This window comes from Marinobacter litoralis (assembly GCF_003336705.1).
In the GTDB taxonomy this organism is placed as follows: Bacteria; Pseudomonadota; Gammaproteobacteria; order Pseudomonadales; family Oleiphilaceae; genus Marinobacter; species Marinobacter litoralis.
Window position 1 is genome coordinate 959,022 of record NZ_QMDL01000001.1, and the last position, 16,649, is coordinate 975,670.

14 protein-coding genes are annotated in these 16,649 nt (G+C 53.4%); 13 read left to right on the plus strand and 1 reads right to left on the minus strand.

Going from position 1 to position 16,649, the window contains the following annotated elements:
• Nucleotides 1-16 precede the first annotated feature (16 nt).
• Nucleotides 17-919: a LysR family transcriptional regulator gene (locus tag DOQ08_RS04425; RefSeq protein ID WP_114333662.1), complete on the minus strand. Its 903-nt coding sequence runs from the start codon at nucleotides 917-919 to the stop codon at nucleotides 17-19.
• Nucleotides 920-1,416: 497 nt separating this feature from the next.
• On the opposite strand from DOQ08_RS04425, the gene leuC reads away from it, so the two are divergent.
• The 13 genes from leuC to DOQ08_RS04490 all read left to right on the plus strand — a co-directional run bounded on the left by leuC (nucleotide 1,417) and on the right by DOQ08_RS04490 (nucleotide 16,623).
• Nucleotides 1,417-2,835 (plus strand): 3-isopropylmalate dehydratase large subunit, encoded by a 1,419-nt coding sequence (gene leuC / locus DOQ08_RS04430; protein ID WP_114333663.1) that lies wholly within the window; start codon nucleotides 1,417-1,419, stop codon nucleotides 2,833-2,835.
• A 17-nt stretch (nucleotides 2,836-2,852) separates the two neighbouring features.
• Nucleotides 2,853-3,500: a 3-isopropylmalate dehydratase small subunit gene (gene leuD / locus DOQ08_RS04435; RefSeq protein WP_114333664.1), complete on the plus strand. Its 648-nt coding sequence runs from the start codon at nucleotides 2,853-2,855 to the stop codon at nucleotides 3,498-3,500.
• 16 nt (nucleotides 3,501-3,516) lie between these two features.
• Complete coding sequence (gene leuB / locus DOQ08_RS04440; RefSeq protein ID WP_114333665.1) at nucleotides 3,517-4,590, plus strand: 3-isopropylmalate dehydrogenase; 1,074 nt, start codon at nucleotides 3,517-3,519, stop codon at nucleotides 4,588-4,590.
• 119 nt (nucleotides 4,591-4,709) lie between these two features.
• Entirely contained in the window at nucleotides 4,710-5,825 is a 1,116-nt protein-coding gene (gene asd / locus DOQ08_RS04445; RefSeq protein ID WP_114333666.1) for an aspartate-semialdehyde dehydrogenase, read from the plus strand.
• Between the two features lie 282 nt (nucleotides 5,826-6,107).
• A complete protein-coding gene (locus DOQ08_RS04450) occupies nucleotides 6,108-9,293 on the plus strand; it encodes a FimV/HubP family polar landmark protein (protein WP_114333667.1) in 3,186 nt (1,061 codons plus the stop codon).
• 86 nt (nucleotides 9,294-9,379) lie between these two features.
• Complete coding sequence (gene truA / locus DOQ08_RS04455; protein WP_114333668.1) at nucleotides 9,380-10,288, plus strand: tRNA pseudouridine(38-40) synthase TruA; 909 nt, start codon at nucleotides 9,380-9,382, stop codon at nucleotides 10,286-10,288.
• Nucleotides 10,285-10,914 carry a phosphoribosylanthranilate isomerase gene (locus DOQ08_RS04460; protein WP_114333669.1) on the plus strand — a complete coding sequence of 210 codons (630 nt, stop codon included), beginning with the start codon at nucleotides 10,285-10,287 and terminating at the stop codon, nucleotides 10,912-10,914. Before truA ends, DOQ08_RS04460 begins: the two co-directional genes overlap by 4 nt.
• A complete protein-coding gene (gene trpB, locus DOQ08_RS04465) occupies nucleotides 10,907-12,115 on the plus strand; it encodes a tryptophan synthase subunit beta (RefSeq protein WP_264756349.1) in 1,209 nt (402 codons plus the stop codon). Before DOQ08_RS04460 ends, trpB begins: the two co-directional genes overlap by 8 nt.
• Before the next feature lie 17 nt (nucleotides 12,116-12,132).
• Complete coding sequence (gene trpA, locus DOQ08_RS04470) at nucleotides 12,133-12,942, plus strand: tryptophan synthase subunit alpha (protein WP_114333671.1); 810 nt, start codon at nucleotides 12,133-12,135, stop codon at nucleotides 12,940-12,942.
• A 38-nt stretch (nucleotides 12,943-12,980) separates the two neighbouring features.
• On the plus strand, nucleotides 12,981-13,907 hold the full coding sequence (gene accD, locus DOQ08_RS04475; protein WP_114333672.1) for an acetyl-CoA carboxylase, carboxyltransferase subunit beta: 927 nt from the start codon (nucleotides 12,981-12,983) through the stop codon (nucleotides 13,905-13,907).
• The gene (gene folC, locus DOQ08_RS04480) at nucleotides 13,891-15,195 is read left to right on the plus strand and encodes a bifunctional tetrahydrofolate synthase/dihydrofolate synthase (RefSeq protein WP_114333673.1); all 1,305 of its coding nucleotides are present in this window, start codon (nucleotides 13,891-13,893) and stop codon (nucleotides 15,193-15,195) included. The genes accD and folC overlap by 17 nt, the downstream gene beginning before the upstream one ends.
• 90 nt (nucleotides 15,196-15,285) lie before the next feature.
• On the plus strand, nucleotides 15,286-15,960 hold the full coding sequence (locus DOQ08_RS04485) for an SPOR domain-containing protein (protein WP_114333674.1): 675 nt from the start codon (nucleotides 15,286-15,288) through the stop codon (nucleotides 15,958-15,960).
• 93 nt (nucleotides 15,961-16,053) lie between these two features.
• Nucleotides 16,054-16,623, plus strand: a complete 570-nt coding sequence (locus DOQ08_RS04490; RefSeq protein WP_114333675.1) for a CvpA family protein — start codon at nucleotides 16,054-16,056, stop codon at nucleotides 16,621-16,623.
• Nucleotides 16,624-16,649: the final 26 nt, after the last annotated feature.

A 16,649-nucleotide genomic window follows, 5' to 3' on the forward strand; every position in this document is an offset into this window, starting at 1 on the left:
GGACCAGGCGATATCTTTAATAACGCCCGGGGCGAGTGGGGTACGATCTATGGGCTTCTTCTTCCCGAACAATGTCCAGCATAGCCTTGCCTGCCAAACTCAGTTGGCGTCCTGATAGTCCGATGGCACCGAGTACCCGGCTTACCGAGAAGCCGGTGTGCAATTGATGCAAGCTGCTATCCATCATGCTCAAGGGCAGCACGCTCCAACCTAGACCAACGCTGGTCATCATTTTGATGGTCTCAAGGTAATTGGTGGGTATTTGCTGTTTAAGCGGCAGCTTGGCCTCTAAAAATAATCGGCTTACAGCACGATAGGTGGCTGTTGTTGTATCCGGTAATAACGCAGGATACTTTGCTAGATCGTTAAGTGTAGTCGCTTTTTGCTCGGTCAGCTCATGCCCCGTGCCTGTTACAAAGACCATAGGGTCGGGCCATTGTTGATATACCTTGAATTGGCTTTCCATACTGTCACTGAGTGTTACAAAAGCCAGCTCTGCGTTGCGTTTGACCATTTGGCTGTAGGCTGCATCAGACTCCATAAATTGCAGGTTTACGGATACCTCGGGGTATTCTCGCGCGAAGCGGCGTAGCCAGTTGGGCAGGTGGTGTAGGCCGATGTGGTGACTGGCGATGATGTTCAGTTCGCCGGTGATGGTGCCGTTATCGGATGATAGCGCGGCTTTTGCGTTGTGTATGTCATCGAGTATTTGTCGGGCGTGGGGGAGTAGCCGGCTGCCTGCGTCGGTGAGGCGAATTTCCCGGTGGCCTCGTTCGATCAGCTTGGTGCCGAGTTGGTGTTCCAGTGTGGCGAGCCGTTTACTGACGGCTGGCTGTGTCAGGTGAAGTGTTTCTGCGGCTTCGGAGAAGGAGCCCTGGTCAACAATTGTCAGGAATGCTTTTAGGGAGTTTGCGTCCAACTGCGGTTTCTCCGTCGTATATAACTGTGGCTACTGTGTTGACGCAGCTTCAGTACCCCCTCCCAAAAACCGCTACGAGCACATCCATGTGCGCTTCTCTTCGGCCATCCATGGCCTACGAAATTTTTGGGAGGGGGTGCTGAAGCCGCTAGTTGTGCGGCTGTATATGCCGTCGAGTGATTGAATTTGTCTCCAAAAGTGAATTCCCTGGCGGGAATTGGGGCGCTATCGATACGGGGTGGCTTTTCAAAACCGTTGAGGGCCATGGACGGCCCGAAACGAGCCTACAGGGACGTACTCGTAGGCGTGTTTTGAAAAGCCACCCCGTATCGGTAGTGACCTGCACCCAAGATGGTTGCCAGTCGAACCAAAACTATCATCGATAACTATTTGGAATGCAATGAATGAAAAACATGAATTGGGGTTATTGGGCGCAAAATAGTATGATGGCCCCACTTCAGAATGAAACAGAAACCCCCAGAGAGTGAGAGAGAACCATGGCGGGCAAGACCTTATACGACAAGTTGTGGGATGACCATTTGGTCAAACAGCGCGATGACGGTTCAGCATTGATCTATATCGATCGCCAGTTGCTGCACGAAGTTACATCGCCACAGGCGTTTGAAGGCCTCCGGTTGGCTAACCGTAAGCCGTGGCGGATCGATGCGAACCTGGCAACGCCGGATCACAACGTACCGACCACCGACCGTGACAAAGGTATCGATGGCATTGTCGATCCAGTGTCTCGTACCCAGGTCGAAACCTTGGGTAAGAACTGCGATGAGTTCGGTATCCTCGAGTTCAAGATCAAGGATATTCGCCAAGGCATTGTTCACGTCATCGGGCCAGAGCAAGGCGCGACTTTGCCGGGCATGAGCATTGTGTGTGGTGATTCCCATACCTCGACACACGGCGCGTTTGGCTGCTTGGCGCACGGTATTGGTACCTCTGAGGTTGAGCACGTACTGGCTACTCAGTGCCTCGTGCAGAAGAAAATGAAGAACATGCTGGTCAAGGTGACCGGCAAGTTGGGCGCGGGTGTGACCGGTAAAGACGTGGTACTGGCGATCATCGGTAAGATCGGTACCGCCGGCGGTACAGGTTATGCGATCGAGTTCGGTGGTGAAGCGATTCGCGGCTTGAGCATGGAAGGCCGGATGACCATTTGTAATATGGCCATCGAAGGCGGTGCTCGTGTCGGTATGGTGGCGGTAGACGACACCACAATCGACTACGTGAAAGGTCGTCCGTTTGCGCCCAAGGGTGAAACCTGGGACAAGGCCGTTGAATACTGGCGCACGCTGCACAGTGATGATGACGCTGTGTTCGATAAGGTTGTAGAAATCGATGGCACTAAGATCCAACCGCAGGTGAGCTGGGGTACATCACCAGAGATGGTGGCCGATGTGGGTGCCAATGTGCCTGACCCGGCCAAAGAAGAAGATCCCATCAAGCGTGAAGGCATTGTTCGAGCGCTGAAATACATGGGCTTGGAGCCGAATCAGAAGATTACCGACATCAAGTTGGACCGTGTGTTTATTGGTTCCTGCACCAACAGCCGTATTGAAGATCTTCGCGAGGCGGCGGCGGTCGTTAAGGGCCGCAAGGTTGCTGCTGGCTTGAAGCAGGCGATGGTGGTTCCCGGTTCCGGTTTGGTGAAAGAGCAGGCTGAGAAAGAAGGCCTGGACAAGATCTTCATTGAAGCGGGCCTTGAGTGGCGTGATCCGGGTTGCTCCATGTGCTTGGCGATGAACGCCGACAAGTTGGGGCAGGGCGAGCATTGTGCGTCCACTTCAAACCGTAACTTCGAAGGTCGTCAAGGTTTCGGTGGGCGTACTCACTTGGTGAGCCCGGCGATGGCGGCTGCTGCTGCAGTGACTGGCCATTTTGTTGATGTCCGTGAATTGATGAACTGATCCACAGGAGAGACACCATGCGAGCATTTACGCAACACCAGGGCATCGTTGCCCCCATGGACCGTTCCAATGTGGATACGGACATGATTATTCCCAAGCAGTTTTTGAAGTCCATCAAGCGCACAGGCTTTGGGCCGAATTTGTTTGACGAGCTGCGTTATCTGGATGAAGGCAAGCCTGATCAGGACTGCGCGGGTCGTCCGCTGAACCCGGATTTTGTGCTCAATCAGGAGCGCTACAAGAATGCCAGTGTGCTGTTGGCGCGCACCAACTTTGGTTGTGGCTCAAGTCGTGAACATGCACCTTGGGCATTGGATGACTTCGGTTTCCGTGTGATTATTGCGCCCAGCTTTGCAGATATATTTTATAACAACTGCTTTAAGAATGGTCTGTTACCTATTGTTCTTGAAGAAAAAGTGGTTGATAAACTGTTTGAGAGCGTAGAAGCGAACGAAGGCTATCAGTTGACCGTGGATCTTGAAGCCCAAACGGTCACCACGCCTGATGGTGAGTCCTTCAGTTTTGATGTCGATAACTTCCGTCGTCATTGCTTGCTGAATGGTTTGGATGACATTGGCGTTACCCTTGAGGACGCGGATGCCATTAAAGCTTACGAAGACGCGCGTCGCCAAACCGCTCCTTGGTTGTTTAACGCTGGAAACTGATTAAAAGGATTCTGATATGTCCCGTAGTGTTTTGTTGTTGCCAGGTGATGGCATAGGTCCCGAGATTGTTGCAGAAGCAGAAAAAGTGCTGCACAAGGTAAACGAAAAATTCTCCTTGGGATTGTCTTTTGAAAGCGCTTTGGTTGGTGGTGCGGCGATTGATGCCGAGGACACTCCGCTGCCAGCAGATACGCTGGACAAAGCGCGAAAAGCAGATGCTATTTTGTTGGGTGCGGTCGGTGGCCCCAAGTGGGATAGCCTGCCCATGGCAAAGCGCCCGGAAAAAGGGCTGTTGGGTTTGCGCTCCAATCTGGAACTGTTCGCCAACTTGCGCCCGGCGATTCTTTACCCGCAACTGGCTTCTGCGTCTTCGCTTAAGCCGGAAGTGGTTTCCGGTCTGGATATCCTGATTGTCCGTGAGCTGACCGGAGGTATCTATTTTGGTCAGCCTCGCGGAGTGCGCCAGCTGGAAAGTGGTGAGCGTCAGGGTTACAACACCTATCAATACACCGAGTCTGAAATTCGCCGTATTGGCCGAGTCGCGTTTGAAGCGGCACAGCAGCGCGGCAAAAAGTTGTGCTCTGTAGATAAGGCCAACGTACTGGAAGTGACCGTGTTGTGGCGCGAAATCATGGAAGAGCTGAAGAGCGAATATCCGGATGTCGAGCTGTCACATATGTACGTTGATAACGCGGCTATGCAGTTGGTTAAGGCACCTAAGCAGTTCGACGTGATTGTGACTGGCAACATGTTTGGTGATATTCTTTCTGACGAAGCTGCAATGCTGACCGGCTCAATTGGCATGTTGCCGTCCGCTTCGCTGAACTCCGAGAAGCAGGGTATGTATGAGCCTTGCCACGGTTCAGCGCCGGATATTGCCGGGCAGGGCGTTGCGAATCCGCTGGCCACGATCATCAGTGCTGCCATGATGCTGCGGTACAGTCTGAATGAAGACGATGCTGCAGCAGCCATTGAAGCCGCGGTCAGCAAGGTGTTGGACCAAGGTTTGCGTACCGCCGATATCATGTCAGAAGGCGGCAAGAAGGTTTCGACCCGTGAAATGGGTGAAGCTGTTCTGAGTGCGCTTTAAATCTGGTTCAGAAACCGAGGCCCGACAACGGCGCGATGCAGCCGTTGCGGGATCATCCATCCGGTCCCTGCCAGCGATAACGGTAGGGGCGGGCATAATGTGAGGTTCAAAGGTCGCACATGAAGCGAGTTGGACTAGTAGGTTGGCGTGGCATGGTGGGGTCTGTCCTCATGCAGCGCATGCGCGAAGAAAACGATTTTGCGGACATCGATCCGGTATTCTTTACCACATCGCAAGCGGGTAAGCCCGCTCCGGATGTAGGGAAGGAAGGTGTTCCGGCATTGCAGGATGCATTTGATATCGACATCCTGAAGACGATGGACGTGATTGTCACCTGTCAGGGCGGAGACTACACCTCAGCGGTGTACGAGAAGTTGCGTGATGCAGGCTGGCAGGGCTATTGGATTGATGCAGCCTCTACGCTGCGGATGGCTGATCACTCCGTTATCGTTCTGGACCCGGTTAACCGCAACGTTATCGATGAAGCACTTGAGAAAGGTGTGAAGGATTACGTGGGTGGTAACTGCACCGTAAGCTTGATGATGTTGGCTCTGGGCGGATTGCTCGAGCAAGATCTGATCGAATGGGTATCCCCCATGACCTATCAGGCAGCTTCCGGTTCCGGCGCCCAAAACATGCGTGAGCTGTTGAACCAGATGGGTGCGCTGAATGACAGCGTCAAGGCGGAGCTTGAAGATACTTCGTCTGCCATTCTGGAAATCGACCGTAAGGTGACTGACACCATGCGTTCAGGTGATTTCCCGACCGAGCACTTCGGTGTTCCGCTGGCGGGCAGCCTGATTCCGTTCATCGACAAACAGCTCGATAACGGCATGAGCAAGGAAGAGTGGAAGGCCGGTGTTGAGACCAACAAGATTCTTGGTCGCAGTGGCAATCCGATTCCAATCGATGGTATTTGCGTTCGGATTGGGGCGATGCGCTCCCATAGTCAGGCGCTGACTATCAAGCTCAAGAAAGATCTGTCGGTTTCCGAGATCGAAAGTATTCTGGCCAAAGGCAACGATTGGGTGAAAGTCATCCCGAATGATCGCGATGCGACCATGCAGGAGCTGACCCCAACAAAGGTAACCGGTACCTTGAGTGTGCCGATCGGACGTATTCGTAAGTTGGCGATGGGGCCTGAATACATCTCCGCGTTCACCGTAGGTGACCAGTTGTTGTGGGGCGCGGCAGAACCGCTCCGCAGAATGCTGAGAATCCTTCAGGAACGTTAAAAATTGTTACAGGTTGGTCATTAATGCCAACTGTGTCCGGTTTTTCATAAGCCGGTTCGGGGCGGGTGCTGATTTCAGTGCCCGCCCCTGTTATTTTCAGGGACACTAATGAGTTCCATGGGAGTGGTGAACAAATGGTGCAAGGAAAGCATCTGATTGATTGATAAAAGAGGTTTTATCAACAATACTCCCAAACTATAAAAAGACGAAAGTCATCCAACCTCGTCCGATTCTGTTGAGATTCAGCAGTCAAAGAATAACGGAGACTGGAAAGGAAAAAGCATGAAGGTACGCAAGCTTGCGGTTGCCCTGGCGTTGGCGGGAGGGCTCGGCTCGGGTATGGCTCAGGCCCTGGGGCTGGGTGAAATTGAGATGCAGTCCTGGTTGAATCAGCCGCTGGATGCTGAAATTTCGTTGCGACAAAGTCGTGGAGTCGATCCCGGTGATGTCTTCGTTAACGTGGCTCCTGAGGCTGCTTACCAACGAGTCGGCCTGGAGCGTCATCAGTTTCTGAGTAAACTGAAATTTGAAGTAGTGACAGAGGCAGACGGAAATCTCGTGATCAACGTGTCATCACGTGAACCGTTCCGCGAACCTTACCTTAATTTCCTTCTTGAGCTTACTTGGCCAAACGGCCGCTTAATGCGTGAGTATGCCGTATTAGTCGATCCTCCAGTCTATGCGGAAGAGTCGGGTATACGAGAGCAGGTAACTGCGCCCACTTCGGCACCGCAGCGCAGCGCGGTTACGCGGACCAGTCGCAGTGCCGAGTCGGTGCGCCGTCAGGCAGCCGTTCAAGGTTCTCGTGCGTCCGGTTATAGCGCTGACAGTTTCGGGCCTACTGGCCCGTCTGACACGCTTTGGACCATCGCCCAGCGCATGCGCCCGAACAATTCTGTGTCAATGCAGCAAGTCATGCTGGCTATTCAGGACAAGAACCCGGATGCGTTTATTGGCGGAAATATTAACCGCTTGAAACGTGGGCAGGTGCTGCGTGCACCGAGTCTTGCCGAGATTGAGCGTCGCAGCCAGGCTGAAGCGTCTCGGGTAGTTGCAAGGCAAAACGAAGAACTCAAGTCGCCACGTCCCGTCGATGCTACGCAAACCGCAAAAGCGACTCCATCGGCCAGTGTTAAGCAGCAAGAGGCGGAAACCGGAGCAGAACTTCGCCTTATTGCCGCAGATGAAGCTGAGGCTCGTACCGAAGAGCAAGGCGGGTCTGCCGGTGGCGATGGTGCCAGCGAGGGTGGCGTGGATGCAGGGTCCGCCGTGGCCTTGGAAGAGCTTGAAGCTACGCGTCGTGAGAACGAAGAGCTGAACTCCAAGCTTGAGGATATGCAGGCTCAAGTTGAAACGCTTCAGCGTCTGCTGGAGTTGAAGAGCTCCCAGCTTGCGGATTTGCAAGGTGCAGTTTCTGAACAGCCATCAGCAGCACCGGGTAGTGTAGAGCCTGATCAACCCGTTGAGGGGGGTGTGGATGAAGCCTCGTCTTCGGTAGCAGATTCCTCGGGCGCAGATGCAGTTGAAGCAAATGCTGATGAAGCATTGGCCGGTGAAGCCGTTACCGATGAAGGTTCGGTTGCTTCGGACGAGAGCACTGAAGCGGAAGAGGTGGGCTCAGAGAGTTCGCTGACCTCAGAAGAAGGCGCTCCTGCAGAATCTGTTGAGGCGGCGGCAAATGCCGCGGAAGCCGATGCTTCTGAGCCGGAAACTGCCGATCAACCAGTTGCTGAAGGAGCTGCACCGGCCGAAGTCGGCACGGAAGGCATGGAAGAATCGGCCCCGCCAGTCGCAAGCACAGGTAACACGGCCCCCGAAGTTCAACAGCCTGCAGAAAGTCAGCCGACCGAGCAATCGAAGAAAGGGTTGTTGGGTCAGTTCATGGATGCAGTTGTCGGAAACCCGATGTACCAGATCGCTTTGGGTGGCGGCTTGATCCTGTTGCTGCTGTTGCTTTTGTTGGTCGCTCGTCGGAACGCAAATCGCGAGAAAGCTTTTTACGATCAGTTAAGCGCGGAAGATGATAACGATTCCGAAGGGTTCGACCTGACCCCGGCAGATAATGCAAGCCAGGCGGTGGCGGTCCCGGAGGGTGACGAAGCCTTGGCGGAAGCCAACAGCTATATCGCCTACGGCCAGCATGATAAGGCTGCTGAAGTTCTGGAATCGGCTATTTCGCGTGAACCTAGTCGCACAGATTTGCGCCTGAAGTTGTTGGAAACCTACGCAGCGAGCCACGATTATCAGTCATTTGATAAACAATTCGGGGAAGTAGAAGCCCTCGGTGATGACGAAGTTCTGGCCGAAGCTGTGGCGCTTAAGCAGCAGCTGCAAGAAGCAGAGTCGATGCCAAGTATCGACGATCTTGAAAACGAGCTTCGCTCTGATTCTTTGGCCGGCTTTGCGTCAGAAGCCTATGACAATGAGAATGAGCCGGAAGTGTCAGCAACCCCGTTGGAAGACGAGTTTCAGGGTCTGGATGAGAGTTTAGACGAGCTCGATTTAGAGGATGAATTCGAAGGCAAGAAAGAAAGCGCGGGTTCACCAGACGATGCCATTGAATACGATCTCACAGGCATTGCAGCGGTTGACGATGCGGAAGAGGCAGCAGATAAGACTACAGGTGAATCTGAATTCTCTTCGTTCGAAATGGAAGTTGAGTCGGGCTCTCAGGTTGCGAAACCGGACGACGTTCTTGGGGAAGACGAGTTCAGTCTTGATTTCGAGCTGAGCGAAGAAGACGAGGCCGTATTTAGTTCGGGTGACGCTGAAGATTCGACTGACTCCGAGTTGGATTTGACTGAAAGCCTGGATCTTGATGGTGAGCTGGATGAATTGGCAGCCCTGTCGGAAGAAACAGAGGATCAGGCTAGCGAGGAAAGCGAAGCAGTGTCCTTGGATGATGTTTCGAGCACCGAAGGTCTTGATGAGTCCTTCCTTGATGAGCTTGACGCAGAGCTGGATAAGGTTGGAGAGGAGAGTGATCCTGAGCCCTTGGATTTGAGTGAATCTGATTTGGATGATCTTGAGTTAGACGTTTCCGATGACGATTTGGCTTTGATGGATGAGTTTGCCGAACTTGAAGCTGACGATCCTGCCAAAGATAGCGTCGATTCGTTGGAAGAGGAACTCGGCCTTGAAGATGCTTTGGACGAACTCGATCAAGGTGAGGAGGCAGTCTCCGACGCGGCCGATGATGTTCCTTCACTGGATCCGGAAGTTGATGCCGAGGTTGATACCGACAAAGAGTTGTCTGGCCTAGAGATCGATGAGGCTGATCTCGGCGACGATGACGATTTCGACTTCCTCGCTGGCACTGACGAAGCTGCAACTAAACTCGATCTGGCCCGAGCCTACGTCGAGATGGGTGATGGCGACGGGGCCAGAGACATTCTCGAAGAAGTTGCTTTAGAGGGGAATGAAGAGCAGAAGGCCGAAGCGCAAGAGCTTCTTAAAAATCTCTCCTGATTCGTTATAATCAATCCATAACGGCAACAGCGCCGGCCTTTGAGCCGGCGCTTTGTATTTCTGAACCCGAAAAACTGGATGCTCCATTGTTTCTTCAGCCGAACCCTCTAACTACGGATAACGCGATTGGTGACGGTCGGGTTGTGATTGCTTTTGAATACGATGGCCAGGCATTTCATGGTTGGCAGCAACAAAAGAGTGGCGTGCGGTCGGTTCAGGCGGAGTTAACCAAAGCGGTTAGCAAGGTTGCCAATCATCCGGTTGAGTTGGTGTGTGCAGGCCGCACAGACGCGGGTGTTCATGCGAGTTTTCAGATCGTGCATTTTGATACCAAGGCTGTGCGAACGCTGCGATCTTGGGTCATGGGCATTAACACGGCGCTACCCAGCGACATAGCGGTGCACTGGGCAGGTAATGGGGTGGGTGATTTTCATGCCCGCTTCTCCGCAACTTATCGACGTTATCGCTATGTGATTTTCAATAATCCGGTCCGTCCGGGTATTCAGCGCGGGCAGGTGAGCTGGAATTTTCGGCCACTGGACGCTCAAAAGATGCATGAAGCGGCCCAAGCACTCACCGGTGAGCATGATTTCTCATCGTTTCGTGCGGCAGGTTGTCAGTCCCGGACGCCGGTTCGTTTTTTGGAGCGCATATCAGTTACCCGGTCCGGTGATTATGTGGTCATCGATGTGCAGGCCAATGCTTTTCTTCATCACATGGTGCGTAATATTGCCGGTGCTTTGATGGCCGTAGGTTCTGGAGAGCAATCGGTAGAGTGGGTTGGCAATGTGCTGGCAGCTCGGGACCGAAAGATTGCCGGGGTCACCGCGCCGCCGTACGGGCTTTATCTGGTCGATGTAGGGTATCCTGAACACTTTGGTATCCCTGAAGCTCTTTGTGGGCCGGCTTTTGTAGCTCCGTGGTTCTCGAGGGAAGACAACCTGCCAATCGTTCCGACCCATATTCATCCAAAACAGCCGGTTTCAGAATCATGACAACGCGCGTAAAGATCTGTGGTCTGACCAGGGTAGAAGATGTACAAGCGGCTGTAGCTAGCGGCGCGGATTCCATTGGTCTTGTTTTTTATGAGCCCAGCCCTCGTGCCGTTACTATTGAGCAGGCACGGGAGTTGGCAGAGGCTGTTCCAGCGTTTGTGACGGTGACGGGGTTGTTTGTGAATCCCGCTTCCGATTTTGTCGAGGCAGTGCTCGATGCGGTTCCGCTGGATCTGTTGCAGTTCCACGGCGATGAAACGCCCGCGTTTTGTGATTCGTTCGGGCGCCGATGGATTAAAGCTATAAGGGTTCAGGCTTCAGAACAGATCTCGGAAGCTTATTCTGCGTATAACAAAGCGGTAGGGTTGCTGGTTGATGCCTGGGATCCCAATCGCTATGGCGGAACAGGCCAATCCTTTAACTGGCAGCTTATACCGGAGTATCGTCCTATCCCTTTGATATTGGCCGGCGGCTTGTCATCTGCTAACGTAGCCCGCGCCATCGAAGAGGTTCGGCCCTGGGCGGTTGATGTCAGCGGCGGGGTTGAGCTGAGCAAAGGTATTAAAGACGCCACCAAATTATCTGATTTCTTCAAAGAGGTGCAAAGTGTCCGTAAAACTGACTGATGAAATGTTGAAGGCACTCCCGGATTCCAGAGGTCACTTTGGTGCCTTCGGTGGCCGGTTTGTTTCCGAAACTCTGATGGACTCGTTAATGACGCTGGAGAAAGAATATCTCCAGCTGAAGGATGACGCAGAATTTCAGGCTAAATTTGATAAAGATCTGGCTGACTACGTAGGCCGGCCAAGCCCGCTGTATTTTGCCGAACGCCTGACACGCGAAACCGGTGGCGCGCAAATCTGGTTGAAGCGAGAAGATCTAAACCATACCGGTGCCCACAAGGTGAATAACACCATTGGTCAGGCACTGCTCGCTAGCTTTTTGGGCAAAAAACGTATTATCGCTGAAACTGGAGCCGGTCAGCATGGTGTCGCAACGGCGACAGTTTGCGCTCGTTTGGGTCTTGAATGTCACATATTCATGGGTTCGGAGGATGTTCAGCGTCAATCTCTGAACGTTTATCGCATGAAGCTGCTGGGCGCTACCGTCCACGCGGTCGAGAGCGGCACCAAAACACTCAAAGACGCTATGAACGAGGCCATGCGGGACTGGGTGGCAAACGTAGACGATACCTTCTACATCATTGGTACCGTAGCAGGGCCGCACCCGTACCCGCTATTAGTGCGCGACTTCCAATCTGTGATCGGCCGCGAGTTGCGTGAGCAGTCCATGGAAAAAGTAGGCAAACTGCCGGATGCTCTGGTTGCTTGTGTGGGCGGTGGCTCTAATGCCATTGGTATGTTCTACCCGTTCCTGACGGACGAGTCGGTCGAGCTTTATGGTGTCGAAGCCGGTGGCTTGGGTATTGAGACCGGCGATCACGCTGCGCCACTGTGTGCTGGGCGTCCGGGGGTGCTGCACGGTAATCGTACCTACCTGATGGAAGATGAAAACGGCCAGATTGCTGGCACTCATTCTGTCAGTGCCGGCTTGGATTACCCCGGTGTCGGCCCTGAACACTCCTGGTTGAAGGATATTGGTCGGGCTCATTATGTGTCAGTGACCGATGAAGAGGCGTTGGCCGGTTTCCGTACCCTGACCCAGGTAGAGGGCATTATGCCAGCGCTGGAGTCATCTCATGCGGTGGCATACGCGTTGAAGCTGGCTGCGACCATGGATAAAGACAAGGTTGTGGTAATTAACGTGTCGGGCCGCGGCGATAAAGACATTCATACCATCGCCCAGTTAGATGGCATCGAGATCTGAAGGTATCAGGAGCAGGCATGAGTCGTATTGAAGGTGTATTGAAGTCCTTGAAAGACCAGGGGCGTAAGGCATTGATCCCCTATATTACAGCGGGTGACCCTCATCCTGATCAAACGGTCAGCCTGATGCACACTCTGGTTAAGGCGGGCGCGGATATCATTGAACTTGGCGTTCCGTTCTCGGATCCCATGGCCGATGGTCCTGTTATTCAGCTGGCGTGTGAGCGAGCTCTGAAGCACAACACGTCGTTGCGACAGGTAATTGCCATGGTTGAAGAGTTTCGCAAAACCGATGCCGATACCCCGGTTGTATTGATGGGGTATCTAAACCCAGTGGAAGCTATGGGTTATGAGGCCTTTGCAGACGCAGCAGCTAAAGCTGGAATCGACGGAGTGTTGACGGTAGATCTTCCGCCTGAAGAAGCTGGTGACGTTGCGCCGTTGTTTGCCGAGCGCAATATGGACCCGATCTTCTTGCTTGCTCCAACCACGACCGATGAGCGTATTAAGGCAATTAGTAAGCACTCGTCCGGTTATGTGTACTATGTTTCTATCAAGGGCGTAACCGGCTCGGCAACGATCAATGTTGATGAAGTGGCCGAGAAAGTCGCTCATATCCACGAGTTGACCGCACTTCCTGTAGGTGTAGGCTTTGGTATTCGGGATGCAGAAACCGCAGGCGCAATCGGCAAAGTATCCGATGGTGTAATTGTGGGTAGCGTGCTGGTGGATACAATAGCCCGAAATCAATCAGATTCTGACGCATTGAATCAAGCGTTATACGATCTGTTGTACCCGATGCGCGAAGCGCTGGATAGCCTTGCCTGATAGCTAGGCATCCAGGCACAAAAGGACAGGACCTAAGCATGAGTAACTGGCTGGACAAGATAATGCCGAGCAAAATTCGCTCGGAATCAAGACAACGTACCGGTGTGCCGGAAGGGCTCTGGAAGAAATGTCCGAAGTGTGGTGCATTTCTATATAAACCAGAGCTGGAAAAGAACCTGGATGTTTGTCCGAAGTGCAATCATCACCTGCGTGTGTCCGCTCGGCGTCGTCTTGAAATCTTTCTGGATAAAGATGGGCGAGAAGAGATTGCAGCTGATCTTGAGCCAAACGATCGACTGAAGTTTAAAGATACCAAGCGCTACAAAGACCGTTTGGCGGCTGCCCAGAAAGCCACCGGCGAAAAAGATGCCCTGGTTGCCATGAGCGGCACTACTTTGGGTGTACCTTTAGTTGCTTGTGCCTTTGAATTTAACTTCCTTGGCGGTTCGATGGGGCAGGTTGTGGGTGAAAAGTTCGTTCAGGCCGCGAACGTTGCTCTGGAACGCCGGATTCCGCTAGTGTGCTTCTCAGCCAGTGGGGGTGCGCGCATGCAAGAGGCCATTCTGTCTTTGATGCAAATGGCAAAAACCGCCGCGGTTCTTGAGCGCATGAAAGAAGAGGGTATTCCCTATATTTCGGTGATGACAGATCCTGTGTTTGGTGGTGTGTCTGCCAGTTTGGCCATGCTGGGTGATCTCAATATTGCAGAACCCTATGCGTTGATTGGTTTTGCCGGGCCGCGCGTTATCGAACAGACCGTGCGAGAGAAACTGCCTGAAGGCTTCCAGCGAAGTGAGTTTTTGTTGGAGCACGGTGCCATCGATATGATTCTGCATCGTCATCAGATGCGTGAGCGCATTGCTCACGTGCTGGCGAAATTCACCGGGCAGGAAAAGCCGGGTACCGAGGCGCCAATCGAGTTTGAAATCTCCGAAAAGCCGGGTGCAGATGAATCTGTCCAATAACTCAGGTGTGGCGGTAAAGAGCCCGAGCGAGGGTGCTTCGGTTAATGAATGGCTTCAATGGTTAGAAGCCATTCATCCCACAGAAATCGACATGGGGCTTGATCGCGTTCTTGTGGTGCTTCGCCGCTTGTTTCCGAAAAAGCCTAATGCCCGAATCATTACCGTTGCCGGTACCAATGGTAAAGGCTCCACCGTAGCAACGTTGGAGCGCCAGTTAATGGCAGCCGGTCGTACCACGGGTGCCTACACCTCTCCCCATCTTCAGCATTACAACGAGCGCGTCCGAATTAACGGAACTAATGTTTCCGATGCGGCCTTGGTGTCTGCTTTTGAAAAGGTAGAGGTCGCAAGGGGGCGTGTGTCCCTGACCTATTTCGAGTTTGGTACGCTGGCCGCCTTTGTGGCGTTCGAGCAGGCCGGGGTTGAGGACTGGGTTCTGGAAGTGGGGCTCGGCGGTCGGCTTGATGCGGTGAACGTTTTGGATGCCGATTTTGCGATTATTACGTCCATCGATATCGATCATATCGGATTTCTTGGCGATAACCGGGAAGTAATTGGTTTCGAAAAGGCGGGTATTTTACGGCGGGGAATTCCGGCGGTTTGTGCCGATCCGGTACCGCCGGCTTCGGTTTTGCAGCAGGCAGTGGCACAGAAAGTAGATTTGCAGCTGACGGGGCGTGATTACCAGCTTGAGCCTCGTGCTGACGACAGTTCAATCATTGATTTGGTGATGGCGCAGGGGCGAGTAGCCTTGCCGGCGGGTCCTTTGCCCATTGAGAGTGTGGCGGCTGCGACGGTTATGGCGGCGCGGCTGGTTCCTGATGCCGGGCTTGAGCTTTTGGGCGAGGCCGCTCAGTCGGTCAACCTGCCCGGGCGCTTCGAACGGCTCAGTAGCGAGCCATTGGTCATTGCGGATGTGGGTCACAATCCCCATGCTGCTCGTTGGTTGGCCAGTAAGTTGAGTGAATTGAAGCAGCAAAACAGCGGGCGGGTGATTGCTGTCTATGCCGCGCTTGGCGACAAAGATGTTGAGGGCGTTGTGGCTGCCATGGCACCGGTTGTTGATCACTGGTGTCTGGCCGGTTTGGATGTGCCCAGAGGGTTGTCTGTTGGTGAGCTTGAATCCCGGGTGGGTGACGGCGCCAGTGTCAGTGCCAGTGCTACCATCTCTGAAGCTTTGGAGGACGCCAACAGTGAAGTTTCAGGGCAGGAAGACTGTGTGGTGGTGTTCGGGTCTTTCTTCACTGTGGCTGAAGCCAGAGCGTTGCTGTTGGGTGGCGCGCCTTAAACTTTGTTCATTGGCCGGATATGGCTTCAGTTCTGTTTTTGACACAGTTACTATCGAACTCAAATAGTTTTGCATAGGGAGTTCTTTCAGGTGGACGGATTAAAACAGCGAATCATTGGTGCTTTGGTTCTGATCTCCCTGGCTGTCATCTTTGTGCCAATGATTTTTGACGAGCCCCATTCCCAGCGCAAATCCACGTCGATCACCATCCCTGAAGAACCGCCATTCCCCGAGGTGGATATGCCTGAGGAGCCGACGGGCGATTCTGTCGGCTATGAGGTATCTTCGGATACCGCGGCCCCGGTCACAGCGGACTCCGGACAAGCACAGGGGTTCCGGATTATCGAAGATGAAAGCGTGCAGGCGCAAACGGCGCCAGAGTCGGGTGAATTGTTACAGAGTACGCCAGTTAAGCAGTCCGAAACCGTGGAAGCTCAGCCGGTCCAAGAAAAGCCTCGGTTAGCACAACCCGAAGAAACCACCGCGAAGCCAGTCGAAGAAAAGGCTGAGTTTACCCGCACCCTTGAGGGAGCTTGGGTTGTTCAGCTGGGCAGCTTCGGGAACGATGCGAATGCCCGGCGGTTACGAGATAACGTGCTTGAGATGGGTTTTGGTGCGCATCTTCAGCAATTTGAAAGCGGCGGCAAGACGTTGACACGTGTCTTTAGTGGGCCCTTTGTGAACCGCGAGGATGCGGATCAAGCTAAGGCGAAACTGGATAAAAAGTTCGGTCTGAAAAGTCTGGTGACCAAAGGCGGAAAATAATTCCGCCGGAAACCGAATATTCTTAATACGAGAGTTTGGTGCGCTCGCGTTTCCTGTTAGAATTCCTCCTTCGTTTTCTCCACCGGGTTGTTCATGGAATCGCTGATCTGGATTGACTGGGTCATCATCGCCCTCATTTCTGTTTCCACGCTCATCAGTTTGAAGCGGGGGTTCGTTCGCGAAGCTCTGTCTTTGGTGACCTGGATCGGTGCGTTCATCATCGCCCGCACGTTTCATCCGCAAATGCAGGCACTGCTCGAATCATCCGTCGAGACACCACTGGTTCGCTTGGTGGCCGCATTCGCCATTCTGTTTTTCGGCACCCTGATCGTGGGTGCCATCGTCAACAATCTAATTGGCCATCTTGTACGTGCCACCGGCCTTTCTGCTACCGACCGAGTGTTGGGCATGGGGTTCGGTTTACTCCGTGGCGTGGTTGTTGTCATTGTTGGCATAGCTTTCACTCGTTATACCCCACTGGCGCAGGATACCTGGTGGCAATCATCCGTCATGATTGATCGTTTGGCGGTGGTTGAAGATTGGTCCCGACGCACCTTTGGTGATGAATTTGCCCGGTTTCTGGGGCCGGCAGATGGTAGTTCAGGTAATCCCCAGGCACCCAGTGAACCGGAAGGCGTGGAACCCACGTCTGCCTCTCGCTAACATTCAGTTCTAACACTCGGAGAATC

Coding starts and splice junctions, on each gene's coding strand:
- leuC (WP_114333663.1), top strand. CDS start 1,417: ATGGCGGGCAAGACCTTATACGACAAGTTGTGGGATGACCATTTGGTC.
- leuD (WP_114333664.1), top strand. CDS start 2,853: ATGCGAGCATTTACGCAACACCAGGGCATCGTTGCCCCCATGGACCGT.
- leuB (WP_114333665.1), top strand. CDS start 3,517: ATGTCCCGTAGTGTTTTGTTGTTGCCAGGTGATGGCATAGGTCCCGAG.
- asd (WP_114333666.1), top strand. CDS start 4,710: ATGAAGCGAGTTGGACTAGTAGGTTGGCGTGGCATGGTGGGGTCTGTC.
- DOQ08_RS04450 (WP_114333667.1), top strand. CDS start 6,108: ATGAAGGTACGCAAGCTTGCGGTTGCCCTGGCGTTGGCGGGAGGGCTC.
- DOQ08_RS04460 (WP_114333669.1), top strand. CDS start 10,285: ATGACAACGCGCGTAAAGATCTGTGGTCTGACCAGGGTAGAAGATGTA.
- trpA (WP_114333671.1), top strand. CDS start 12,133: ATGAGTCGTATTGAAGGTGTATTGAAGTCCTTGAAAGACCAGGGGCGT.
- accD (WP_114333672.1), top strand. CDS start 12,981: ATGAGTAACTGGCTGGACAAGATAATGCCGAGCAAAATTCGCTCGGAA.
- folC (WP_114333673.1), top strand. CDS start 13,891: ATGAATCTGTCCAATAACTCAGGTGTGGCGGTAAAGAGCCCGAGCGAG.
- DOQ08_RS04490 (WP_114333675.1), top strand. CDS start 16,054: ATGGAATCGCTGATCTGGATTGACTGGGTCATCATCGCCCTCATTTCT.